We start from the raw sequence: 21,761 nt of genomic DNA, 5'->3' as shown, positions 1-21,761 counted from the left end.
TGGTTCAGGAAAACGATGATCTGGCTCAGCCCGGATCAGGCTGCGGCTAAGCTGCGCCGGGGTCTATCGCCGGGCGCAGGCTGCGTACCTTTTCCGGGGTCAGCTCCTGATGGCAATGGGCGACAAAGGCGCGCATGGTCAGCGACGATTGCGCGCCCATGGTCAGGATCAGGCCCAGCTGCATGGGGCGCACCCCGCCGGTCAGCGGCACAAAGCGCAAAGGCTGGCCATCGGGCGAGCGGTCTGACCACGGGCGGATATTGGCGATGGAATAGCCAAAGCCCTGCCCCACAAGGCTTTGCATCACCCCCATGTCACGGGTGCGCTCCACGATGCGCGGTTTCAGCCCGGCGGCGTGAAAGCAGGACAGAAAGTAATCCGCCGAAAGCGGCAGGTCGAGCAGCACCATCGGATATGGGGCCAGATCCTGCGGTGTCACCGTTTCATTCCCGGCAAGCGGATGGGTGACGGCCAGCACGGCATAAGGCGTCAGGCTGGCCAGGGGCGCAAAATCCAGATCGGCGGGGATGTCGAGGTCGTAGCCAAGGGCCGCGTCCAGCCTGGCCTGACGCAGGCCGTCATACAGATCGGGCTGGTCGCCTTCGGACTGGTGAAACTCGACCTGCGGGTGCAGATCGGTAAAGCTGCGGCGCAGTTGCGGCAGGATCACCTGCGCAAAGGTGATCAGCCCGCCGACATGCAGCCGCCCCTGCACGGTCTGGGTGATGCTGCCCGCCAGATCATTCAGCTGCCCGGCCTGCGCCAGAATCTGCCGGGCGTGATCACAGACCTGACGCCCCGCGCTGGTCAGCGACAGGCCCTGCGCATGGCGACGGACAAAGAGTTGCAGGCCGAATTCATGCTCCAGATGCGCGATGGCGGCAGAGATCGACGGGGATGACACGTTGACCCGCTCGGCCGCGACCGCAATCGACCCGGCATCGCCTACCGCGACGAGGTATTCCAACTGGCGGAGGGTAAAGCGCAGGGGCATCGTCGCCTTTCAGTATCTGAGGCGGTCATTCATCGCCGGGCACGCCGTAGCTGGGGGCCTGTGTCGGATCGGTAGCGCGTTGGACATAGGCCTGCATCTGCGGGCGATAGACCTCCCACGCGCTGCGCAGCATCTCGATGGGGTCATCGGCCCAGTCGATGCGCAGATCGGCCAGCGGCCAGCTCAGACGGTCGGCCAGTTTCAGCCCGGCGGAATGCACCGGGCCCGCCTCGCCCCCTGCGGCAAGACCAGCCTCCAGCGCGGTCATGAGGCGCTCGCCCAAGGGGCCTTGGGTGGTCTCGAAGGCGGTGATCATGGCGCTGGGGACAGTGTCATTCGCCAGCAGATTGCCGCCTGCGGCGCAATCTGTGCCCATCGCTTCCCCCCAAAGACCGAGCACCTGTGTGCCGGAGTGGATGGCGGTGCGGCCTTGCGCGTCGATGGCCAGCAGCTGGCGATAGTCGATATGCGCGCGGCCCGTGGTGATCTGCGCCATCGCATCGGGCGCAGACAACCCGGCCTGCATCTGATCGAGCAACAGGGGGCCGAGGGCGGGGTCGGTGACATTCTGGCTGGCCACCGCCCCCACGCCCGCGCGAACATGCGCGCAGCGGGCCGCAACGGCGGGCGAGGAGGAGGCGATCACCATGCCGAACTGGCCAGTGCGCGCGCAACGGGCGATCAGGGAAAATGTCATGGAATCAATCCGGTATCACGGCGGTTCCATCGATTTCCACCAGCCAGTCGGGGCGGGCAAGGGCGGTGACGACAACGCCGGTCGAAACCGGGTGCACGTCTTTGATGTATTCACCCATGGTGCGGTAAACGGCTTCGCGGTGGCGCACGTCGGTCAGGTAAACCACGACCTTGCACAGATGCTCCATACTGCCGCCGACCTCTTCCAACAGCTGCCGGATGTTCTGCATCACCTTATGGGTCTGCTCCACCGGGTCGTGGCTGTTGATATTCTGTGCGGTATCAAGGTCTTGCGGGCACTGTCCGCGCAGGAACACCATGCGGCCACGCGCCACGACGGCCTGCGCCAGATCGTTATCAAGCTTTTGTTCAGGGTAAGTGTCCTTGGTATTGAACTTGCGGTGGCGGGTGTGGGCCATGGGGTTTCCTCTGGGCGGCGGTAAGTCTGTCATGCCGGATTTCTGCGGCAGGATGCGGGGATTGTGGCTAAAGTAAAAGCATGGCTTGCCTTGGCTTTGCTTAGGCACAGACTAATCAAAGCAGGCTTCCGATGACAGACAGAACCGTACCAGCGCCGCATCGAGCGCGGCGTCACAGGCGGCGAGTTGTGCGGCTTCGATATACTCATCCGGGCGGTGGCCCTGGGCCATGTCGCCGGGGCCGCAGACCACCACCGGCACGCCGAGCGCTTGGGCGAACAGGCCGCCTTCGGTGCCGTAGCTGAGCTTGCAGGGTCTGGTGCCGGGGGGCAGGCAGGTGGCGAAGGCGTGGACGGCGGCGGACAGCGGGGTGGACAGGCCGGGGTAGCTGCCAGTCTCAACGACGGTCAGCGCGGCGGCGGGGAAAGCGCTGCGATGGGGGCCCACGATCTGCGCCGCGAGGTCATGCAGGCGAGCGGTCAGGGCGGCGGGATCATCGGCGGCCAGCAGGCGCAGTTCCATCAGCAGCTCTGCACTGTCGGGCACAAGGTTGACGACGGTGCCGCCAGTCAGGCGACCGACATGCACGGTGGCATGCGGGACGGAATAGCCATCCTCGGCCGGGCCATGTGCTGCGATCTCATCCTGCAAGGCGCGCATGGCGGTCATGAAATCCGCCGCCAGATGCAGCGCGTTGAGCGCCAGCGGTGCCTCGGACGAGTGGCGGGCGATGCCTTTGGCGGTGACGGTAAAGGCCAGCTTGCCCTTGTGGCCAAGGCCAAGGCGCATCGACGTGGGCTCCCCCACCACCACCAGATCGGGGCGGATATTGCGGGCTTTGAGCGCGGCCAGCATCGGGCGGACGCCGATGCAGCCGACTTCCTCATCGTAGGAAATCGCCAGCCAGAGCGGGTGCCTCAGAGTTGGCGCGCGCCCGGCCAAGGCCAGCATGGCGGCGATAAAGCCCTTCATATCCGTGCTGCCGCGCCCATACAGACGGTCGCCCTCACGGGTCATCTGAAACGGCGGCACGGTCCAGTCCTGACCCGTGACCGGGACCACATCGACATGCCCCGACAGCATCAGCCCGCCGGGGCCATCGGGGCCAAGCCGGGCCAGCAAGGCGGCTTTTTGCCCGGTGGCATCGGGAAAGCGGGTGCAGACCGCGCCAAGGGCGGTCAGCGCCTGTTCCACCTCATCCATCAGCGGCAGGTTGGTGTCGCTGCTGACGGTGGGGTGGGCGATGAGGCGGCTGAGCCATGTTTCGGTCGGTGTCATGTGATGCCCCCTTTTGCGCCAGTCTTCACGAAGGCAGGCGCGAGGGCAATGGCTCCAGCCGCGCCACCTCACGCCGGAAGGCGGGGGTGTCGCCCCGGTCGTCGGGTTCGTCGAGGTCTTCGGCAAAGCGGCGACCGGCATAGGTGGCCCAGGCAATCGGGCCGGGGGCGGCGGCATCGCCGATCAGCTTGACCGAGAGAATACCGGCCTCGGCCCACTCTGGCTGACGGGCGCGCAGGTCGTGATACAGGCTGTCATGCGGGATGCGCGCGGTGACCATGACCACGGCATCGGCTGGCAGGGTGGTCTGTGCGCCGGTCCATGTGCAGCCCAGCGTGACCTCATGCGCGGCAATCGCCTCGGGGGCTTTGCTGGTGTGGACGGTCACGCCCAGTTCCAACAGGCGGCGCATGATGATCGCCTGCTCCAGCGTGTTTTCGGACCATTCGGCAACCTTGGTGGCCGGTGTCACGAAATCCACCGTACAGCCACGCGCCACCAGCACCTCGGCGATGACCGACCCCATGTAGAAGTGATCGTCATCATAAAGCGTGACGCGCCCGCCGGCGGGGCCGTCGCCCGCCATGATGTCATCCGGGGAAAACACCGGCATGGCGGGATCGGTGGGGATGGGGTGCAGGTGCAGGCGGGCCACCGCGTCGCGCCGCCAACTGGACCCGGTGGCGATGGCCACATGTTGCGCGCCCATGGCCAGCACGTCATCAGCGGTCAGCCGGCTGTCGCGGTAGATCTCGGCATTGGTCAGGGGCGCGAGTTGCCCGGTGCGGAAGTCGGCCACCCGGCCCCATGCCGACAGACCGGGCAGCGTGCGTTCGCGGGCGACGCGACCGCCAAGGGTGGTCGTCGCCTCGGCCAGCGTGACGTGGTAGCCGCGTTTTGCCGCCTGCAACGCCGCCTCCAGCCCGGTGGGCCCGGCACCGACGATCAGGACCGTGTCAGAGCGACCCTTTGGCCGGGCGCGTTCAGGGTGCCAGCCTTTGCGCCATTCCTCCATGAACGCGGTGTTCTGGGTGCAGCGGGAAATGCCCCCGGTCATGTCGCCCGACACGCAGATGTTGCAGCCGATACATTCGCGGATGTCGTCGAACCGGCCCTCGGCGATCTTTTTCGGCAGGAACGGGTCGGCGATCGAGGGCCGCGCCGCGCCGATGAAATCGAGGATGCCGGAGCGGATCTGGCGCACCATGGCATCGGCAGAGGTGAAGCGGCCGACACCGACCACGGGTTTGCTTGTGAGTGATTTGATGCCGCGCACCAGATCTTCCTGTGCGCCCTCGGGTTTGAAGCGGGAGGTGCCGGAGCACGCCTCCCATGTGCCATGGGCCAGATCCCAGATGTCGGGCAGATCGCCGTGCATTTCGATGAAATCGCGCAGCTCGGCGTTGGAAAAGCCAAAGGCGCCCGCCTCGTGCAGCGACAGGCGCAGGGAGATTGCCAGTTCGCCTTTGGTTTCCTCGCGGGCCTCGTCCACGATCTCGCGCAGGAAGCGAGCGCGGTTTTCCAAGGAACCGCCGTATTCGTCGGTACGGTGATTGGTGGCGCGGGACAGGAAATGTTGCAGGATGCCAAAGCCATGCGCGCCATAGAGGCAGATCAGGTCGAAGCCTGCGGATTGGGAACGGCGGAAGGCATTGCGGAACCAGCGGCGCAGATCGCGAATGTCTCCGCGGTCCATGGTGCGGGCCTGCACCGGATCGGAGGTGAAGGTGAGGATCGGCCCGCCAGAGACCGCCAACGGCACCTCGCGCGAGTAGAGGTTGGGGCCGTTGATGCCGGAATAGGCCAGCTGGATGCCCGCCAGCGCGCCATGCGACTTCATCGCGTCGGCCATCGCGGCGAGGGCGGGGATATCCTTGTCCTCCCACAGATGCTGTTCGATGAAGGGGGTGATTTCGGACGTGGGGTGAATCTCGGTCTGTTCGGTAAAGATCACGCCCCAGCCGCCCTCGGCCTTGGTGCGGCGCATCTCGGCCACGGCAGAGGGGTCGCGGTAACCGCCGCCGTTGCAATGCGGCACCTGATAGAAGCGGTTCCTGGCCAGCTTCGGGCCGATCTGCAGCGGTTCGAACAAGATGTCATAGCGGCTGTCGCGGGCGTCTTTCGGCATGGTCAGACCGTCCTGAAATCAGCGGATTGGGTGGAGAGGCGCGCCGGATCGCGGGCGGGCAGATCGGCGATCAGCAGGGCGGGGTGTTCGCCCGCCAGCGCGAGAATCTCGCCATGCGGACCGATGATCTGGCTGCCGCCGGTATAGGTCAGATTACCCTCGGTGCCGCAGTAATTGGCGTAGGCGATGGCGAGGCCGTGGCTGGCAGCCATGGCGGGCACGGTGACACGCGGGACATGGATGAAGGGGTGCATATTGGCGGTGGGGCACAGGATCAGGCTGACGCCCTGCGCAGCCAGAGCCTTGATATGCGGGGCGAATTCGATGTCATAGCAGATCAGCAGCGCAAGTGTCTGGCCTGCCAGATCAAAGGTCACATATCCGGTGCCGGGGCTGTAAAGCGCCTGTTCGCGCGGGCCGTAGAGCTGGATCTTGCGGTAGTTGGCGAGGGGGGTGCCGTCGGGGCCGAGACACAGGGCGGCGTTGTAAAGGCGGCCTTCGGCCTGTTCGGCGTAGCCGATGACCAGAGCACAGCGCGCGGCGCGGGCCGCAGCGCTAAGGCGTGCCAGTTCGGCGGAGTCGGCGGCGAGGCTGCGGGACGGAATATCCGGCTGGTTATAGCCCGGAAGCCAGATCTCGGGCAGGACGAGCACCGAGGCCGACATGTTGCCCGCTGCGGAGAGCGCGGCTTCGGCCTGTGACAGGCCGTTTTCCAGATCGGCGGCGGGGGACGGGCCCTGCCAGACAGCGATGCGCATGGTGCAAACCCCGGGGGCGCTGCCCCCGGACCCCCGGGATATTTGTGGACAGAAAATGGGGGCCGGGGTGAGCGGCCCCCGGCGGGTTCATTTTTTCAGGTTGATCCAGATGGCGTCGTAGAGTTTCTGGGTGTCCTCATCGCAGACTTGGGCAAAGACGCCAGGGGCCGCGCCTGCGGGCGGGTTGTTTTCCGGGCTGGTGCGGATCGCCTCATCCAGAAACGGCTCTACCCCGGACACGCCCGAGGTGTAGGCCGCGTAATTCGTCACGGCGGCGGCGTTTTCAGGCTCCAGCAGGAAATTCATGAAAGTGATCGCATTGGCGCGGTTCGGCGCGTCTTTCAGCAGCACCACATTGTCCATCCACAGCACATGCCCCTCTTTGGGGTAGCTGTATTCGACGTTCGCGCCTTCGGCGCGGGCCTTGGCGGAGAAACCGTTGTAGATCATGCCCGCCGCCGCATCGCCGGAGACCATCACATCCTTGGCGGTGTCGGAGCCGAAGCTGGCCCAGTGCTGTTTGGCGGCCACCAGCATGTCGGACAGCGCCTTGAGCTGGGTGCGGTCGGTGGAGCATTGCGGAACGCCGAGGTAGAGCGAGCCAAGGATCAGCACTTCGTTCTGGCTGTCGAGCACGTTGATCTTGCCACGCAATTCCTCTGGCGGGTCAAAGATGATGCCGAGGCTGGAGATATCGCCGGTGTAGACCCCACGGTTGACCGCGAAAGAGGTGGAACCCCATTGATAGGGGATCGAGGATTTGCGGCCTGGATCGAACGGCACATCCAGCCATTGCGGCGCGATGTTGGGCAGGTTTGGCATCTCTTCGGCCGTGAAGGTGTCGAGCATACCGGTCTCAGCCATGATCTCGACCATGAAATCGGCGGGCACGGCCACGTCATACTGGCCCAGCTTGCCGGCCTTGAGGCTGGCAAGCATGGATTCGTTGCTGTCATAGGTGTCGATGGTCACGGTGATGCCGGTCTCGGCGGTGAACTTGTCGACCAGCTCCTGCGGGATGTATTCAAACCAGTGATAGACCGACAGCGTGCCTTCGGCCGAGGCGGCCCCGGCCATCAGGCACAGGGCGGAGGTGGTGGAGATCAGGCGGTTCATTGGCGGGCTCCTTGTTGGACGGGCTTGGTTTACGGGCTCTGGCGGCCCTTGCGGTTGATCAGGTAGGACAGGGTGACGAAAAGGATGGAGACACCCAGCATCAACGTGGAAATCGCCATGATGTTGGGTTTGATGCCTTGTTTGACCGAGCCGAAGATCGCGGTCGGCAGGGTTTCCATGCCGGCCCCTTTGACGAAATTGGTGATGATGAAATCATCCAGACTGATGATGAAGGCCAGCAGGTAGCCCGAGATCACACCGGGGGCCATCAGCGGCAGCAACACCAGAAAGAATGACTGCGCGCGGGTGGCGTAGAGGTCGCGGGCCGCGGCCTCATAACTGCCGTCGATGCCTTGCAGCCGGGCGGCGATGGGCAGGTAAGCGAACGGGATGCAGAAGGTGATGTGCGCGATCAGGATGGTCAGATAGCCGGTGGTAAAGCCGATCATGGTGAAAAAGATCAGAGTGGCGACGGCGATCACGATTTCGGGCACCATCAGCGGCAGGTTGATCAGGGCGAATGTCAGCGACCGGCCCTTGAACTTGCCCGCGCGCAGCATGGCCAGCGCGGCGGCGGTGGCAATTGCCGTCGCAATCGTTGCCGCCAGCACGGCGATGGTCAGCGAGTTCCACGCAGCGGCGCGAAAGCGCGGTGCCTCTGGCCCGGTGAACACGTCAAAGTACCAGCGCAACGACAGCCCGCCCCAGTTGGTGATCGAGGGGCTGTCGTTGAACGAATAGACCATGACCACGATCAGAGGCGCATACAGGATGATCAGGCACAGCATGGCGATGCTGAAAAAGCCGGGGTAATGGCGGACCGAACGCAGGGCCATCAGCGCGCCTCCGCCCGTGCCATGCTGCGCGCGTAGAGCAGGAGCAGGACCAGCACGAGGCTCATCAGGATCATCGACACTGCTGCGCCAAACGGCCAGTTGCCGAGCGAGCGTTTGAACTGTTCCTCGATCAGCGATCCGATCATGAAATTCTTGGCCCCGCCCAGCAGGTTGGGGGCCAGAAACGCGCCCAGCGATGGGATGAAGACCAGCAGGCAGCCGGCGATGATGCCGGGTTTGACGATGGGCAGCACGATGTCGCGCAAGGTGACCCATCGGCTGGCATAAAGATCGGCGGCGGCTTCGGAGAGGGTGAAGTTGTAGCGCTCTACCGCCGCATAGATCGGCAGCACCATGAAGGGCAGGTAGCTGTAGAACAGGCCGAGCTGCACCGCGAAATTGGTGTTGATCAATGCGAGGGGTTCGGCGATCAGGCCGGAGCCGAGCAATGCGTCGTTCAGGGGGCCATTTTCACGGATCAGAAAGCGCAAGGAGACGGTGCGGATCAGCAGGTTTACCCAATAGGGCACGGTGATCAGGAACAGCCAGACGCCGCGGGTGGCGGGCGCGCGGGTGGCGATGAACCATGCGGTGGGAAAACCGATCAGCAGACACAGGGTGGTGGCGGTGGCGGCCTGCGCGATGGAGCGGCCAAAGACGCTGATGTAGGTCCATTCCAGCGATGCGGGTTCGTCGCCGAACAGGCCCCGGTTGATGAAGAACTGGTCATAGGCGGCGAGGGAAAACTCCCAGATCACCCCGCCGCGCATTTCCTTGGTCAGGAATGAGTAGACCGCCATCAAAGCAACGGGCAGGATCAGGAAAAATCCGATCACCAGCCATGTCGGCAACAACAGCGGCACGCGGGCGCTGCGATAGGTGGCATCGCTGCTGGCGCCGCTGTCGGGGGCCGTAGTTGGGGTTGGCGCGGCCATCAGTCGGCCAGAAGGCGCGCGGCACCTTCCTCCAGCTGCAGGCCGATGCGGGTGCCGGGTTCGGGGACTTCGATCCGGGCGGCGTTCTGGATGCGGATCTGCAGCGGCGTGCCGCCATCAAGCCGGACCAGAACCTGCAGATCGGTGCCCAGATAGATCACCTGATCCACCGTGGCCTCCAGCCCCGTGCCCACAGGGCCAAGCGTCAGCCGTTCGGGCCGGATCGACAGGTGATGGCGGCCGGGATCGTGGGTGGCGGTGGAGCAGGTGATGCTATGGCCACCGGGCAGGATCACCTGTGCCAGATCGCCGGTGATGCTGGCGACCTCGACCTCCAGCAGGTTGGTCTCACCGATGAAATCGGCAACGAAGCGGTTGACCGGCGACTCGTAGATGTCACGCGGGGTGCCGATCTGCTGCACATGGCCCGCGCTCATCACCGCAATGCGGTTGGACATGGTCAGCGCCTCTTCCTGATCGTGGGTCACGAAGATAAAGGTGATGCCGGTGTCCTGTTGCAGTTGTTTCAGCTCCATCCGCATTGCCTGCCGCAGCTTGAGGTCGAGCGCTGACAGCGGCTCGTCCAGCAGCAGCACCTTTGGCTGCGGGGCAAGTGCGCGGGCAAGCGCCACGCGCTGTTGCTGACCGCCGGACAGCTGGGCAGGCAGACGGTCGGCAAAGCTGGACAGATGCACCATGTCGAGCATCTCGCCCGCGCGCTTGCGCCGGGTGGGCAGGTCAAAGCCCTTCATCTTCAGGCCAAAGGCCACGTTGTCGATCACCGACATATGCGGAAACAGCGCGTATTGCTGAAACACCGTGTTGACCGGGCGCAGGTTGGGGTCAAGCGCGGCAATGTTCTGGCCAAACAACAGGATGTCACCCTTTGTCACATCCTCGAACCCCGCGATCATGCGCAGAAGCGTGGTTTTGCCACAGCCGGAGGGGCCGAGCAGTGTAAAGAACTCGTTGTCCATGATCGACAGCGACACGCCATGCAGCGCGGTAAAGGTGCCATAGGTCTTGGTCACGGTGCGGATGTCGATGGCGGTCTGCATGCAGCTGGTCCATACCCCCGGAATATGCCATCAAAGGCTAATCACGGGATTTTCCGGGGTATATACCCCCAACGAGGTATGACACCGCCATGAAGGCGTTGCCCAATCTGGCCGAGGCGCAACTGGCCGAGGCGATCCGCCTGCGCGGGTTGCCGGGGTTTGAGCAGGCTCTGGCCTCGTTCTTTCGCGCGGTCTGTGCGCCGGATAACCTGATCATTCTGGCCTATCGCAGCGCCGGGCCGCCGCTGGTGCTGTACCGGCAGACCGACCATCCGCAGGTGTTTGCCGCACTGGACCGCACCTATCTGGCCGGGGCCTACCGGCTGGACCCGTTTTATGACCTGCATCTGCGCCGTGCGCCTGCCGGGGCGTACCGGATTGCCGATATTGCGCCGGATGCGTTTCAGCGCAGCCGCTATTTCATCGAGTATTACGACCAGACCACGCTGATCGACGAGATTACCTTTGTCGCCTATCCCTCGCCCTGGGTCACGCTGAACATCTGTGTCGGGCGCGATGCGTCATCGGGGCGGGTGTTTGCGATGCGCGAGGTCGAGACGTGCAGCCGGATTGCGCCCGTCGTGCTGGCGCTGGTCGAGGCGCATTGGGCCAATATCGCACGCTCCACTGGCCCCGCCGAGGATACCCCTGCCCTGCTGGCCGATGCGGCACGGGCCGGGCGCGGCATTCACCTGTCGCCGCGTCAGGCCGAGGTGGCGCTGCTGATCCTGCGCGGGCATTCCACGGTGTCCATCGGGCTGCGGCTGAGCCTGTCGCCGCAGACCGTCAAGGTGTTCCGCAAACAGCTTTATGCCCGCTGCCGGATCTCGTCACAGGCCGAGCTGTTTGCGCTGATGCTGCCGTTGCTGAAAGACCGGGCGGAGCCGGGTCACAGCGCCTGATGCGTGATGCGCCCGCCGCAGATGGTGAGGGCGATGGCGGTGCTGCCGAAGGCATCAGCGGGTAACGTCTCCAGATCGCCGTCGATCATCACAACATCTGCCGCCATGCCGGGAATCAGCCGCCCGGTCAGGTGGTCGCAATGCGCAGCCCATGCGCCGCCTGCGGTATAGGCGTGCAGCGTTGCCATCAGCCCGACCCGCTCATCGGCGCAGCCGTCAAACGGGGTACGGGTCAGCGCCGCCTGCATCCCGCGCATGACCGATACATCGGTCACAGGCCAGTCGCTGGCAAAGGCCAGCGCAGCACCCTGATCGGCAAGCGTCTTGCACAGATAGGCGTCTTTCCAGCGCGCCCGACCGATCCGCTCCAGCGTCGGCATCAGCGGGAAATCCATCGCGCCGGGCGGGTGCGGCGGTTGCAGGCTGGCGGTGATGCCCAGCGCGCCAAGGCGGGGAATATCTGACGGGTCGATCAGCTCGATATGTTCGATCCGGTGGCGGCTGTCGCGGCGGCCATTGGCATTTTGCGCCGCCTCATACCCGTCAATCGTGGTGCGCACCGCGCCATCGCCGATGGCATGCACCGCGATCTGCAAGCCCCTGCGGTCGATCTCGGTCGCTATTTCGTTGAACCGGTCGGGGGCGAACAAGGGGTCAGAGCGATGCCCCGGCTGATCAGGGTAATCGTTGACCATAAAGGCGGTGCGGCTGTCGACGACGCCATCCATGAACATCTTGACGAAGCCCGATTGCAGCCAGTCATCGTTGAAATCGCGGGTCATCGCCTCGGCCCGGTCGAGGTCGGACAGGTCCATATGCGGCTTGAAGTGGAACGGCACCTTGACCCTTGCGGTCAATCGCCCCTCGGCCTGCATCTCGCGCAGCAGGTCCAGCGTGTAGCGGTTGCCATCCATGTTCACCATGCTGGTGATACCATGCGCTGCGCAGTGTTTCAGGCCAGCCTCGATCTTGGTCTTGTCCAGCGCCCGTTCTGCCGCATTGGGGGGTGATGACGGTTCTTCGCCGGTGGCGATGCCAAGGTTCAGCCGCGCCTCACCGCCCAGCGCGATCACCGGGGCAAACGCCTCGAACTCGCGCAATTCGCCGGTGGCGGTGCCATCCGGGGCCATCACCACCTCATGCCCGTGCGGGGTGTTCATGCCGTGCAGGATGCCTGCGGCCTGCAACGCTGCGGTGTTGGCCCAGACGGTGTGATGATCATGCGAGGTCATGGCGATGGGGCGGTCGGGCATTATCGCATCCAGATCCTGCCGGGTGACGGGGTGATCGAGCATGGCGTAATCCGCGCCCTGTGCCATCAGCAGCGGGCGGTCGGGGTGTTGGTCGCCAAAGCGGCGGAAGGCGTCGCGCAAAGCGTCGATCCCGTGCAGGCCCGAGACATGCAGATGGCCGAGTTCCGCGCCACCCAACACCAGATGCAGGTGGCTTTCGACAAAGCCGGGCAGGACGGTGCGGCGGTTCGCGTCAATCACCTGCGTCTGCGGTCCCGCCAGCGCCTCGATCTGCGCGGCAGAGCCGACGGCGAGGATGCGGCCTGCGGCGATGGCCACGGCTTCGGCGCGGGGGTTGGAGGCGTCCATGGTCAGCACGCGGGCGTTGGTCAGGATCAGATCGGCGGTCATCTCAGTCCTCGGTTTGTGGCGGGCGGCGGCCCGGCCAGTCGGTGGCAAGGTGATAGGCGTGTCCCATGGCCAGAATGGCGGCATCGGCCCCCACCGGCCCGGCAATCTGCATCCCCATCGGCAGGCCGTTTGCGCCAAAGCCGACGGGAACGGACAGCGCGGGCAGGCCGATCAGGCTGACGGGGATCACCACCTCCATCCAGCGGTGATAGGTGTCCATCGCGTGGCCGTTGATCTGTTGTGGCCAGCGCCAGCCGACCGGGAACGGCCAGACCTGCGCGGTGGGCAGCACCACGGCATCAAAGCGGGTGAACAGCCGCGCCATATGGGCGTAATAGCGACTGCGGAGGGTGGAGGCCTCATAGACCGCCTGCGCGGTGAGGGTTTGGCCCTGCTCGATCTCCCACACCGTTTCCGGTTTGAGCTGGGCGCGTTTGGCGGGGTCGTCGTAGAGCGCTTTCATCCGGCCCGCGTTCAGCATGGCGCGCAGGGTGATCCACGCTTGCCACAGCTTTTCGGCGGGAAACGGCGGGGCAATCGCCTCGACCTCGGCACCTTGGTCGGTGAAGACCTGCAATGCCGTTTCGCACAGTGGCAGAATACCGGGCTCCATCGCATAGGCCCCGCCCCAATCGGCCAGCCATGCGATGCGCTTGCCGCGCAGGCTGGCACGCTCCAGCCCTGTCACATAGTCCTGCACCGGCACGGCAAACGGCACCTCGGGGTTCGGCCCCGCCTGCACTTGCAAAAGCCGGGCCACATCCTCGACGGTGCGGCCCATCGGCCCTTCGGTCGCCAGCGTGGCGAGGAAGGTTTCACCCTCGGCATCGGCGGGCACCAGCCCCCAGCTGGGGCGGAAGCCATAGACGTTGCAGAATGCGGCGGGGTTGCGCAGTGACCCCATCATGTCGCTGCCATCGGCCACCGGCACCATGCGCGCGGCCAGCGCCGCCGCCGCCCCGCCGGACGAGCCGCCTGCGGTGCGGGTCAGGTCATAGGGGGTGCTGGTCGCGCCGAACACCGGGTTGAACGAATGGCTGCCATGGCCCCATTCCGGCGTGTTGGTCTTGCCGATAAAGATCGCCCCGGCCGCCCGCATCCGCGCCGCCAGCAGGTCATCGGCCTGCGGCACGTGACCGGCAAACAGCGGGCTGCCCCAGGTGGTGCGCAACCCCTTGGTGGCGCACAGATCCTTGACCGCCAGCGGCAGGCCATGCAGCCAGCCCTGATGCGGGGCATCATCCGCCGCCTTTGCCTCGGCCATCAGCGCATCGGCATCGCGCAGCGAGACCACTGCATTCACAACCGGATTGACCGCCGCAATCCGCGCCAGAGACGCCGCCATCACCTCGGACGGGGCCACGCCCCGCGCCGCAATCATCCGGGCCAGATCACTGGCCGAATGCTCCCACAGCTCCATGCCGCTTGCACCTTTGGAAATACTCTCGGGGTCGCTCAGCGGTTTCACGATCAGTTCTAGAAACCGCTGAGCTGGAGAGGGGCAGACAGCCCCCCACGGTTTGCGGCAGAGCTTATTTCATAAGCTCGGTCCAGATCGCCGTCATGTACTGCTGCGCCGTGGGGGAGCAGGTGGGCAGGAACACGCCCGCCGCCTTGTGCTCTTCGGGTGTCACCACTTCGGGGGCGGACTTCATGTCTTCGGGCATAAATTCCTCGGACCCGGCAATGCCATTGGCATAGCGTGCAAAGGCCGAGATCATGGCTGCGTTTTCCGGAACCATGATGAAATCAAGAAATTTGTAAGCCTCTTCCACGTTCCGCGCGTCGTGCAGAAGCATCGCGGAATCCATGAAGACCGGATATCCCTCTTTGGGATAGCCATAGGCTACCGACCCGTTGTTGACACGTGCGCGCATGCTGGAGCCGTTCCAGTTCACGCTTGCCGCCCAGTCGTTGTTCGACAGCTTTTCGGTTGCACCATAATCCATGCTGATCCAGTCGGGTTTGGCGGCAAGCAGCACATCGCGGGCCTTTTTCAACACTTCTGTGTCTTCCGAACAGGGTTCGCCACCGACATACATTATGGCAAGGTTCACGATATCATTCATTTCCGGTACGACGTTGATCTTGCCTTTCAGCTCATCGGGCACCTCAAGAAAGATTGCCGACGTATTGATATCGCCGCCATATACCGAAGTGTTGACCGCAACTCCGGTCGAACCCCATTGCCACGGGATCGAGTATTTGCGGCCTGTATCCCAATCCACATCCATCCACTCGGGCGCGATGTTGCCGTGGTTTGACAGCTTTGACAGGTCCAGTTCGACCGTCAGGCCCTTTTCGATGAAAATCGGCACATAGTTGGCCGACGGCACCACCAGATCAAACCCATGACCGCCAGCCTCGATCTTGGCCAGTGCGGTGTCGTTGCTGTCATAATCGGTAACGGTGACCTTGATGCCGGTTTCCGCCTCGAACTTGGCCAGCAGATCAGGCCCGGTGTAATTGCCCCAGTTGTACAGGTTCAGCACCCCTTCGGCCTGCGCCAGTGAGGTGGTTGCGGCCAGAATGGCCAGAGCACTCAGCGTGGTTTTCATATGTCGTCTCCCGGTTGGTCAGTTTTTTTTGCGCGTCAGGATAAAGAACAAGGTCAGCAGCACCACTGTCAGCCCCAGAAGGGCGGTCGAGATGGCGTTGACCTCGGGCGTGATGGCGCGTCGCATCTGGCCCAGCATATAGGTGGGCAAGGTATCCTGCCCGCCCGACTTCACGAATTCGGTGATCACCACGTCATCCAGAGAGATGACAAAGGCCAGCATCGCCCCGGCCGCAATGCCGGGGGCCAGCAGCGGCAAGGTGACATGGCGGAACGTCTGCCACGGGTTGGCGTACAGATCGCAGGCGGCAGTTTCGAGGGACAGGTCCATCCCCTCCAGCCGGGCGCGGATCGGCAGATAGGCAAAGGGTGTGCAGAATGCGGCATGGGCCAGGATCAGATAGCCCAGACCCTGATAGCCGGTGGCCTGTTTGACCACGCCGAACAGGATCAGCAGCGCAACTGCGGTGACGATTTCCGGCACCATCAGCGGCTGGTTGATCACCACATAGATAAAGGTCTGCCCGCCAAACGCCGCGCGCCGGGTGGTGCCAAGCGCGGCCATGGTGGCCACGCTGGTGGCAACCGCACTGGCTGCGGTGGCGATGATCAGCGACCGGATGGTCGCGCCTTTCACCGCTTCATTGTTCCAGGCATCGGTATACCAATGCAGTGACCAGCCCTGCCACACCGCGATGGAGGGGCCGGAGTTGAAGGAGAACACCACCAGCGTCAGGATCGGCAGATACAGGAGCACGAACACGGCGATGGCGACGGTGGCAAATCCGGGCAGGCGCGAGACTTCAAAGCTGCGTTCAGCCATGTGGATTGCTCCCCTTTGTGCTGGCGCGGACATAGACCAGCAGCGCCGCCATCACGATCAGCAGCAAAGCCATCGACAGCGCCGCGCCCAGTGGCCAGTTGCGGCCCTGACCGAACTGCAGCTCGATGAAATTGCCGATCATCATGTTCTTGCCGCCGCCCAGCACGCGCGGGGTGACATAGGCCCCGAGCGAAGGCACGAAGACGAGGATCGACCCCGCCACGATGCCCGGTTTCACGATCGGCACGATCACATGGCGCAAGACCTGCATCCGGCTGGCGTACAGGTCATAGCCTGCCTCCAGCAGTTTCATGTCGAAACGGTCGATGGCGGCAAACAGCGGCAGCACCATCAGCGGCAGGTAAACATAGGCCATGCCGATGAAGACGGCGGTGTCGGTGTTGATCAGCCGGATCGGTTCGGAAATCAGGCCGAGGCCGGTCAGAACGGTGTTCATCAAGCCTTCATTCCGGATCACCTCGTTGATCGCAAAGGTGCGGATCAACAGGTTGGTCCAGAACGGAATGGTGATCAAAAACAGCCACATCGCGCGCTGCGCCGGCGGGCGGGTGGCGATGAACCAGGCCGTCGGAAACCCCAGCGCAAAGGTCAGCGCCGTGGTCATCAGCGACAGTTTGACCGAGCGCCAGAAGATCGTCAGATGCGCGTCGGCAAGGTTCATCGTGCCGTCAAAGATGTCACGGGTGAACAGAATGCCGATCCAGCCATCCAGACTGAAATCCCACACCACATTGCCATATTGGCCGGGGGTCAGGAAAGAATAGACCAGCACGATCAAAAGCGGGCCAGAGGCAGCGAGGAACAGCAGGGTCAAGGCGGGGGCCGAGAGCAGCCAGCCGTTGCGGGTTGATCTGCTGCGCTGGCTTTGTTCGGCGGGGCTCATGGCGCTATTCCCGGATCAGGCGGGCGGCGCCCGGCTGGAACGTCACGGCGACATCCTGCCCGGTGGCAAAATCCGCGCCGCCATCAACCGGGCTGGGCACCCGTGCGGTCAGGGCCGTGCCATCGGCCAGCGACAGGTTCACGTGAATATCGGTGCCGAAATAGACCACGCCGGTCACTTTGGCAGCCAGCCCCGCGCCAACCCCGGCAGGGCCAAGGCGCAACTGTTCGGGCCGGACGATCAGCACGCTGCCCTCGCCCTCGGCGGCGATCACATCGCCGGTGCTCAGACGTGCGCCCTGTGGCGTGGCGGTGACCGGCAGAAAGTTCGTCTCACCGACAAAGCTGGCGACAAAGCGGTTGACCGGGCGGGTGTAGATCTCGCGCGGCGCGCCAATCTGCTGTATCTTGCCTGCGCTCATCACCGCGATGCGGTCGCTCATGGTCAGGGCTTCTTCCTGATCATGGGTGACAAAGACAAAGGTGATGCCGGTCTCGGTCTGCAAGCGTTTGAGTTCGACCTGCATTTTCTTGCGCAGCTTGAGGTCCAGCGCCGACAGCGGCTCGTCCAGCAGCAGCACCTTTGGCCGCGGGGCCAGCGCGCGTGCCAAAGCCACGCGCTGCTGTTGCCCGCCGGAAAGCTGGCTGATTTTGCGGTCGGCCATCGCGTCCAGCTTGACCAAGGCCAGCATCTCGGTCGTGGTCGCCGCAACCTCGGCCTTGGGTCTGCCCTGCATTTTGAGGCCAAAGCCGATGTTTTCGGCCACGGTCAGATGCGGGAACAGCGCGTAGGACTGGAACACGGTGTTCACCGGGCGGCGGTTCGGCGGCATTTCGGTCACATCGGCGCCGTCGATCAGGATCTTGCCTGCCGTCGGCATCTCGAACCCCGCGATCAGCCGCAAAAGCGTGGTTTTGCCACAGCCAGAGGGGCCTAGCAGGGTAAAGAATTCCCCCGTTGCAATATCGACCGACACATCATCCAGCGCGCGGACGGCGGCGGCACCCTGGCCAAAGGCTTTGACGACATTCTGCGCGGTGATGGCCACCTTTTGGGTCAAGTGACTCGCTCCCATATATTTTGATCATATTGGGCGAGGCTTTTGCCATCGGGCAAGCAAAACCTTTGTCAGGGGGACGGTATTGTTAAAATGTGCTGACAGATCAGGCAGTCGATCAGGCCAGCGGCACGATATGATTGTCCCAGTGGGTATCGCCCACAGTCAGCGGACTCAGCTGCTGATCCTCCAAAGACCACAGCGCGCCGGACCCATCGCTGAGCAGAAAACCAGACCCAAGCGCCGTGACGCCACAGACATCGGCGCGGGCATGGGTTGCCAGATGGGCCCCGTTCTGCGCGTGGATCATCACGACGCCGCCACGCGGCGAGGTCAGCGCGATCTGGCCAGAGCCGCTGATGGCAACAGACCCGGCATAGCCCTGCATGCGAAACGCCTCGGCCTCCGGTGGCGGGCACAGCTGCGGCGGGGTGCCGATCTGCCACAGACCCAGCAGCGGCACCGGCTCTGCCGGATCGCCCTCCCATTGCATGGCAAAGGCGACGGTGCCATCCGGCGCAAGTGCCAGGTGGCGGATGGAGTTCTGCCACAGCGCGGGCGGCAGTTCCGCCTGCGCCGTGATCTCGCCTGCGGGCGACAGGCGGGTCAGGTTGGGGCGCATCGTGGCAATGTTGAGCTTGCTGCGATCCGCAGGGTCGGTGGCGATGCCGCCATTGGCGACGATCAGCCCGCCATCGGCCTGCCGTTTCAGATCATGCGGCCCGATGCCACCAGATGACCATTCGCCGACCCGTTGAAAGTCCTCGGCCTCCCAAATCCCGATGCGGCCTTGAGAAGTTTCGGCGATCACCTCAGAGGTATAAAGCACGCGGCCATCAGCGGAAAACACGCCGTGGCCGTTGAACTGGCGGCCAGCGGGCGGGGTCAGCTGGTACTGTTCCGCGCCGGTCATGCAATCGAGCACAATCGCAAAGGTGCCGGGGCGGCGGGCAAAGGCCACAGCCAGCGGGCGGTGGGGATGTGCCGCGGCAGCGTGGCCGCGACCGGGCAGGTCAATCGCAAACAGGCTGTGCCCGTCAGCCGACAGGCCATGCAGCACATAGCGCTCTGCGGTCTTGCCGGCCGCCAGACAATGCGGGCTGCCGACAGCGGCCCAACCCGGTTTTGGCAGCGCCAGCGCCGCAAGGCCGGACAGAAAGGCGCGCCTGGTGGCCATCAGTCACCGTCCAGAGCATTGAAACCAATGCCGACACCCAGCGCCGGGCCGATCTCGGCCAGTGCCGCCTGCCGCGCCTGTTCCACTGCTTGCTGCAGCACCTCGACCTTGAGCCGCCCCGTGGGGGTGGCGATCCCGGCAAACACCGGATCATCAAGGTTTTGCGCCAGAGCGATGGCATGGCCCAGCGCCGCCTGGGTTTGCGGTGCCGGTTCTGTCAGGCTGGTGGCCAGCGCGCGAAGCGCCTGCAATGACAAAAGCACGTTGCGCAGACTGCGGCCCGAGGCGCGCGCCTCGGCGCGTTCCGGCGTCGGGCGGTCAAATGTGCCCATCGGGCGGCCCAGCCGCTGATCGTGCAGTTGCGCCAGCCCGGTGACCAGCACGGTGAACAGCGCCTGCCGGGCCTCGGCTTTTGACAGATAGCGGGTGTTGCCTTGCGCGCCAGCGGTCAGCAGCTGATCGGCAAAGCCGCTGGTCCAGCCGCCCTGCACCTCATCCGCCAGCCGGGCCAGATCGGCCGTCGTGGCGCGGATCAGGGGGCAGGGATCGGCGGGCCACGGGGTGGTCGGATAGAGCAGCCGCTCCAGCCCGGTCAGGCCGCGCGCGGCGACGGACTGATCGGCAAAGGCCTCTGGCGTCAGCTTTGCCGGATCGCCCTGCATCAGCCCAAGCTGCGCCTTGCGGCCAAGGCCCTTGGGGTCGGGCCAGAAGGCAATCGCCAGTCCACGCCCCGCCTCTTCCACCGGGCCAAGGTGAAGGTGCTGCACCGCCATCCAGGCATCAAAAGCGGTCTGAAAGGCCGGCCGCAGGGTGTCTGCGGTGCAAGACGCCGCGGCCTGCCGGTCAAGATCTGCCGTCGCCTGCGCAAAAGCTGCGTAGCCGGGCAGGATATGGTCTGCCACGACATCGGCCACATCGGCATGAACCGGGGCCGCCAGCAGGGCGAACACAAAGGCAAGATGTTTGACCATCACAGGCTTTCCAGAAAGGTGATCAGCGCATCGCGGTCGGCGGTGGGCAGGGCAGCCACACCATCGCGGGCGGTCTGTGCCTCGCCGCCATGCCACAGGATCGCCTCCAGCAGGCTGCGGGCGCGGCCGTCGTGCAGGAATTCGGTGTGACCGCTGACCGCCTGTGTCAGACCGATGCCCCAGAGCGGCGGGGTTTTCCATTCGCGCCCGGTGGCGCGGCCTTCGGGCCGGTTGTCGGCCAGCCCCTCGCCCATGTCATGCAACAAGAGGTCAGTGTAGGGCCAGATCAGTTGAAAGCTTTGTTCGGGTTGCCCTTTCAGCCGGTGGGTCACATGTTTGGGGGTGTGGCAGGCCGCGCATTGCAGGTTGTGAAACATTTCCTTGCCGCGCAGCACCTGCGGGTCGCTGACCCCACGCCGCTCTGGCACGCCAAGGTTTTGCGCGTAGAACGTCACCAGATCGAGGCTTTGCGCGTCAACCTCCAGCCCGTCACGGATGCCCTGTTCCTGACCATGCACCGCCGTCACACAGGCCGGTTGCCCGGGGGTGCAATCGCCAAAGGGCTGCGGGTGCAGCGGGTTGGACAGCCCCATATCGCCCGCAAAAGCCCCGGCGGATTGTTCCTTCACCGTGGGCTTGCCCGCCTTGAGGCCAAACCGCCCCAGCATCGGCACGCCATGCTCAATCGACATCACAATCTGCGCGCGGCCCGAAATGCCATCCCCGTCGGCATCCTCCGGGTCGGCGCGGGACAGGATGTCGGCGGCGGGAATGGCCTCCAGCAGGCCAAGGCCGATCATCTGCGGCGCAACGCGGGGCGAGATCATCAGCTCGGGGTGCAATGGTCCGTAGCCGGCGTTTGAAATGGCATAGGCCGGATCGCGCAGCGACACCACTTTGCCATCGGCCAGCGTGACGGGGATCTCTGTATAGGAAATCTCCATCCGGCCTTCGGCGGCGTGACCGGGGGCGGCGAAGTCTTGCAACTGGCCGCCATAGACCGGGTCGGGGCTGGTGGCGAGCCATTCACTGATCGCGTCCGGTGTGACCCCACCGGGCACCGACAGGCGCAGGAACATCGACACGCGCGCATCGTCGGGGTTGGCGGGGGTATGGCCGCGACCGTCTTTCAGGTGGCAGTCCTGACAGGCGCGGGCGTTGTACAGCGGCCCCAGCCCGTCCGACGCGAGGGTCGATGCTGGCGAGGCCACCCAGGTCTTGCGAAACAGCGCATTGCCCAGTTTGAAATCCATCTCATGCGCAAAGGGCATGTTGCCGGAAAACTGGCTGAACGCATCAGCGGTATCGCGCGCGCGCACCGTTGCCGCGCCCGCAGGCTTGGCCTCGAACGCCTCTGGTTGTGAAAAATCCTGCACCGGGCGCAGGATCGCGGCGACCTTTGCCGCGTCTTCGGCGGTTCTGGGAATGACCGGCAGATGGCGGTCATCCAGTGTCTGGGCAGCGCAGGGGACAGCAAGGAACGACAACAGAAAAAGGGGGCGCAGCATG

20 protein-coding genes are annotated in these 21,761 nt (G+C 64.6%); 1 reads left to right on the top strand and 19 read right to left on the bottom strand.

All coding sequences use genetic code 11. The annotated features are described in order from the left end of the window. Positions 1 to 46 precede the first annotated feature (46 nt). The 10 genes from D1012_RS18445 to D1012_RS18400 form a co-directional block, all read right to left on the bottom strand. A complete protein-coding gene (locus D1012_RS18445; protein ID WP_118155606.1) occupies positions 47 to 994 on the bottom strand; it encodes a LysR family transcriptional regulator in 948 nt (315 codons plus the stop codon). A gap of 25 nt (positions 995 to 1,019) precedes the next feature. After that, entirely contained in the window at positions 1,020 to 1,691 is a 672-nt protein-coding gene (locus tag D1012_RS18440; RefSeq protein WP_118155605.1) for a DUF1028 domain-containing protein, read from the bottom strand. Positions 1,692 to 1,695: 4 nt separating this feature from the next. Next, positions 1,696 to 2,109: a RidA family protein gene (locus D1012_RS18435; protein ID WP_118155604.1), complete on the bottom strand. Its 414-nt coding sequence runs from the start codon at positions 2,107 to 2,109 to the stop codon at positions 1,696 to 1,698. A 111-nt stretch (positions 2,110 to 2,220) separates the two neighbouring features. Beyond that, on the bottom strand, positions 2,221 to 3,387 hold the full coding sequence (gene argE, locus D1012_RS18430; RefSeq protein ID WP_118155603.1) for an acetylornithine deacetylase: 1,167 nt from the start codon (positions 3,385 to 3,387) through the stop codon (positions 2,221 to 2,223). Positions 3,388 to 3,412: 25 nt separating this feature from the next. Continuing rightward, complete coding sequence (locus D1012_RS18425; RefSeq protein WP_118155602.1) at positions 3,413 to 5,515, bottom strand: oxidoreductase; 2,103 nt, start codon at positions 5,513 to 5,515, stop codon at positions 3,413 to 3,415. 2 nt (positions 5,516 to 5,517) lie between these two features. Continuing rightward, entirely contained in the window at positions 5,518 to 6,273 is a 756-nt protein-coding gene (locus D1012_RS18420) for a nitrilase-related carbon-nitrogen hydrolase (RefSeq protein WP_118155601.1), read from the bottom strand. Between the two features lie 87 nt (positions 6,274 to 6,360). Next, positions 6,361 to 7,389 carry an extracellular solute-binding protein gene (locus D1012_RS18415; protein ID WP_118155600.1) on the bottom strand — a complete coding sequence of 343 codons (1,029 nt, stop codon included), beginning with the start codon at positions 7,387 to 7,389 and terminating at the stop codon, positions 6,361 to 6,363. Between the two features lie 29 nt (positions 7,390 to 7,418). Then, positions 7,419 to 8,225 carry an ABC transporter permease gene (locus tag D1012_RS18410; RefSeq protein WP_118155599.1) on the bottom strand — a complete coding sequence of 269 codons (807 nt, stop codon included), beginning with the start codon at positions 8,223 to 8,225 and terminating at the stop codon, positions 7,419 to 7,421. Then, positions 8,225 to 9,160: an ABC transporter permease gene (locus D1012_RS18405; RefSeq protein ID WP_118155598.1), complete on the bottom strand. Its 936-nt coding sequence runs from the start codon at positions 9,158 to 9,160 to the stop codon at positions 8,225 to 8,227. Before D1012_RS18405 ends, D1012_RS18410 begins: the two co-directional genes overlap by 1 nt. Further along, positions 9,160 to 10,218 (bottom strand): ABC transporter ATP-binding protein, encoded by a 1,059-nt coding sequence (locus tag D1012_RS18400; protein WP_118155597.1) that lies wholly within the window; start codon positions 10,216 to 10,218, stop codon positions 9,160 to 9,162. The genes D1012_RS18405 and D1012_RS18400 overlap by 1 nt, the downstream gene beginning before the upstream one ends. An 89-nt stretch (positions 10,219 to 10,307) precedes the next feature. On the opposite strand from D1012_RS18400, the gene D1012_RS18395 reads away from it, so the two are divergent. Then, a complete protein-coding gene (locus tag D1012_RS18395; protein ID WP_118155596.1) occupies positions 10,308 to 11,120 on the top strand; it encodes a helix-turn-helix transcriptional regulator in 813 nt (270 codons plus the stop codon). Here D1012_RS18395 and D1012_RS18390 read toward each other — a convergent pair. From D1012_RS18390 to D1012_RS18350, 9 genes are all read right to left on the bottom strand, one after another. Further along, positions 11,108 to 12,763 carry an amidohydrolase gene (locus D1012_RS18390; RefSeq protein WP_118155595.1) on the bottom strand — a complete coding sequence of 552 codons (1,656 nt, stop codon included), beginning with the start codon at positions 12,761 to 12,763 and terminating at the stop codon, positions 11,108 to 11,110. The two genes, D1012_RS18395 and D1012_RS18390, sit on opposite strands and share 13 nt — an antisense overlap. A 1-nt stretch (position 12,764) precedes the next feature. After that, positions 12,765 to 14,183 carry an amidase gene (locus tag D1012_RS18385; protein ID WP_118155594.1) on the bottom strand — a complete coding sequence of 473 codons (1,419 nt, stop codon included), beginning with the start codon at positions 14,181 to 14,183 and terminating at the stop codon, positions 12,765 to 12,767. A gap of 112 nt (positions 14,184 to 14,295) precedes the next feature. Beyond that, positions 14,296 to 15,321: an extracellular solute-binding protein gene (locus tag D1012_RS18380; RefSeq protein ID WP_118155593.1), complete on the bottom strand. Its 1,026-nt coding sequence runs from the start codon at positions 15,319 to 15,321 to the stop codon at positions 14,296 to 14,298. A gap of 18 nt (positions 15,322 to 15,339) precedes the next feature. Continuing rightward, a complete protein-coding gene (locus D1012_RS18375) occupies positions 15,340 to 16,143 on the bottom strand; it encodes an ABC transporter permease (RefSeq protein WP_118155592.1) in 804 nt (267 codons plus the stop codon). Further along, positions 16,136 to 17,047 carry an ABC transporter permease gene (locus D1012_RS18370; protein WP_118155591.1) on the bottom strand — a complete coding sequence of 304 codons (912 nt, stop codon included), beginning with the start codon at positions 17,045 to 17,047 and terminating at the stop codon, positions 16,136 to 16,138. Before D1012_RS18370 ends, D1012_RS18375 begins: the two co-directional genes overlap by 8 nt. A 4-nt stretch (positions 17,048 to 17,051) precedes the next feature. Further along, entirely contained in the window at positions 17,052 to 18,107 is a 1,056-nt protein-coding gene (locus D1012_RS18365; RefSeq protein WP_199489561.1) for an ABC transporter ATP-binding protein, read from the bottom strand. Positions 18,108 to 18,222: 115 nt separating this feature from the next. After that, positions 18,223 to 19,281 carry a DUF1513 domain-containing protein gene (locus D1012_RS18360; RefSeq protein ID WP_118155589.1) on the bottom strand — a complete coding sequence of 353 codons (1,059 nt, stop codon included), beginning with the start codon at positions 19,279 to 19,281 and terminating at the stop codon, positions 18,223 to 18,225. Next, entirely contained in the window at positions 19,281 to 20,252 is a 972-nt protein-coding gene (locus tag D1012_RS18355; RefSeq protein WP_118155588.1) for an imelysin family protein, read from the bottom strand. The genes D1012_RS18360 and D1012_RS18355 overlap by 1 nt, the downstream gene beginning before the upstream one ends. Then, positions 20,252 to 21,760: a di-heme oxidoreductase family protein gene (locus tag D1012_RS18350; RefSeq protein ID WP_118155587.1), complete on the bottom strand. Its 1,509-nt coding sequence runs from the start codon at positions 21,758 to 21,760 to the stop codon at positions 20,252 to 20,254. The genes D1012_RS18355 and D1012_RS18350 overlap by 1 nt, the downstream gene beginning before the upstream one ends. Between the last annotated feature and the right edge of the window lies 1 nt (position 21,761).

It is taken from the genome of Pseudotabrizicola alkalilacus (assembly GCF_003443995.1).
GTDB lineage: Bacteria > Pseudomonadota > Alphaproteobacteria > Rhodobacterales > Rhodobacteraceae > Pseudotabrizicola > Pseudotabrizicola alkalilacus.
Note: the sequence above shows the minus strand (reverse complement) of the source record. Positions and strands in the feature narration are given on the sequence as shown.

What these genes read in the sequence shown, in the direction of transcription:
- D1012_RS18385 (WP_118155594.1), bottom strand. Translation starts at nt 14,183, where the DNA reads ATGGAGCTGTGGGAGCATTCGGCCAGTGATCTGGCCCGGATGATTGCG.
- D1012_RS18410 (WP_118155599.1), bottom strand. Translation starts at nt 8,225, where the DNA reads ATGGCCCTGCGTTCGGTCCGCCATTACCCCGGCTTTTTCAGCATCGCC.
- D1012_RS18415 (WP_118155600.1), bottom strand. Translation starts at nt 7,389, where the DNA reads ATGAACCGCCTGATCTCCACCACCTCCGCCCTGTGCCTGATGGCCGGG.
- D1012_RS18440 (WP_118155605.1), bottom strand. Translation starts at nt 1,691, where the DNA reads ATGACATTTTCCCTGATCGCCCGTTGCGCGCGCACTGGCCAGTTCGGC.
- D1012_RS18390 (WP_118155595.1), bottom strand. Translation starts at nt 12,763, where the DNA reads ATGACCGCCGATCTGATCCTGACCAACGCCCGCGTGCTGACCATGGAC.
- D1012_RS18395 (WP_118155596.1), top strand. Translation starts at nt 10,308, where the DNA reads ATGAAGGCGTTGCCCAATCTGGCCGAGGCGCAACTGGCCGAGGCGATC.
- D1012_RS18360 (WP_118155589.1), bottom strand. Translation starts at nt 19,281, where the DNA reads ATGGCCACCAGGCGCGCCTTTCTGTCCGGCCTTGCGGCGCTGGCGCTG.
- D1012_RS18350 (WP_118155587.1), bottom strand. Translation starts at nt 21,760, where the DNA reads ATGCTGCGCCCCCTTTTTCTGTTGTCGTTCCTTGCTGTCCCCTGCGCT.
- D1012_RS18405 (WP_118155598.1), bottom strand. Translation starts at nt 9,160, where the DNA reads ATGGCCGCGCCAACCCCAACTACGGCCCCCGACAGCGGCGCCAGCAGC.
- D1012_RS18400 (WP_118155597.1), bottom strand. Translation starts at nt 10,218, where the DNA reads ATGCAGACCGCCATCGACATCCGCACCGTGACCAAGACCTATGGCACC.
- D1012_RS18425 (WP_118155602.1), bottom strand. Translation starts at nt 5,515, where the DNA reads ATGCCGAAAGACGCCCGCGACAGCCGCTATGACATCTTGTTCGAACCG.
- D1012_RS18420 (WP_118155601.1), bottom strand. Translation starts at nt 6,273, where the DNA reads ATGCGCATCGCTGTCTGGCAGGGCCCGTCCCCCGCCGCCGATCTGGAA.
- D1012_RS18380 (WP_118155593.1), bottom strand. Translation starts at nt 15,321, where the DNA reads ATGAAAACCACGCTGAGTGCTCTGGCCATTCTGGCCGCAACCACCTCA.
- D1012_RS18435 (WP_118155604.1), bottom strand. Translation starts at nt 2,109, where the DNA reads ATGGCCCACACCCGCCACCGCAAGTTCAATACCAAGGACACTTACCCT.
- D1012_RS18375 (WP_118155592.1), bottom strand. Translation starts at nt 16,143, where the DNA reads ATGGCTGAACGCAGCTTTGAAGTCTCGCGCCTGCCCGGATTTGCCACC.
- D1012_RS18445 (WP_118155606.1), bottom strand. Translation starts at nt 994, where the DNA reads ATGCCCCTGCGCTTTACCCTCCGCCAGTTGGAATACCTCGTCGCGGTA.
- D1012_RS18355 (WP_118155588.1), bottom strand. Translation starts at nt 20,252, where the DNA reads ATGGTCAAACATCTTGCCTTTGTGTTCGCCCTGCTGGCGGCCCCGGTT.
- argE (WP_118155603.1), bottom strand. Translation starts at nt 3,387, where the DNA reads ATGACACCGACCGAAACATGGCTCAGCCGCCTCATCGCCCACCCCACC.
- D1012_RS18370 (WP_118155591.1), bottom strand. Translation starts at nt 17,047, where the DNA reads ATGAGCCCCGCCGAACAAAGCCAGCGCAGCAGATCAACCCGCAACGGC.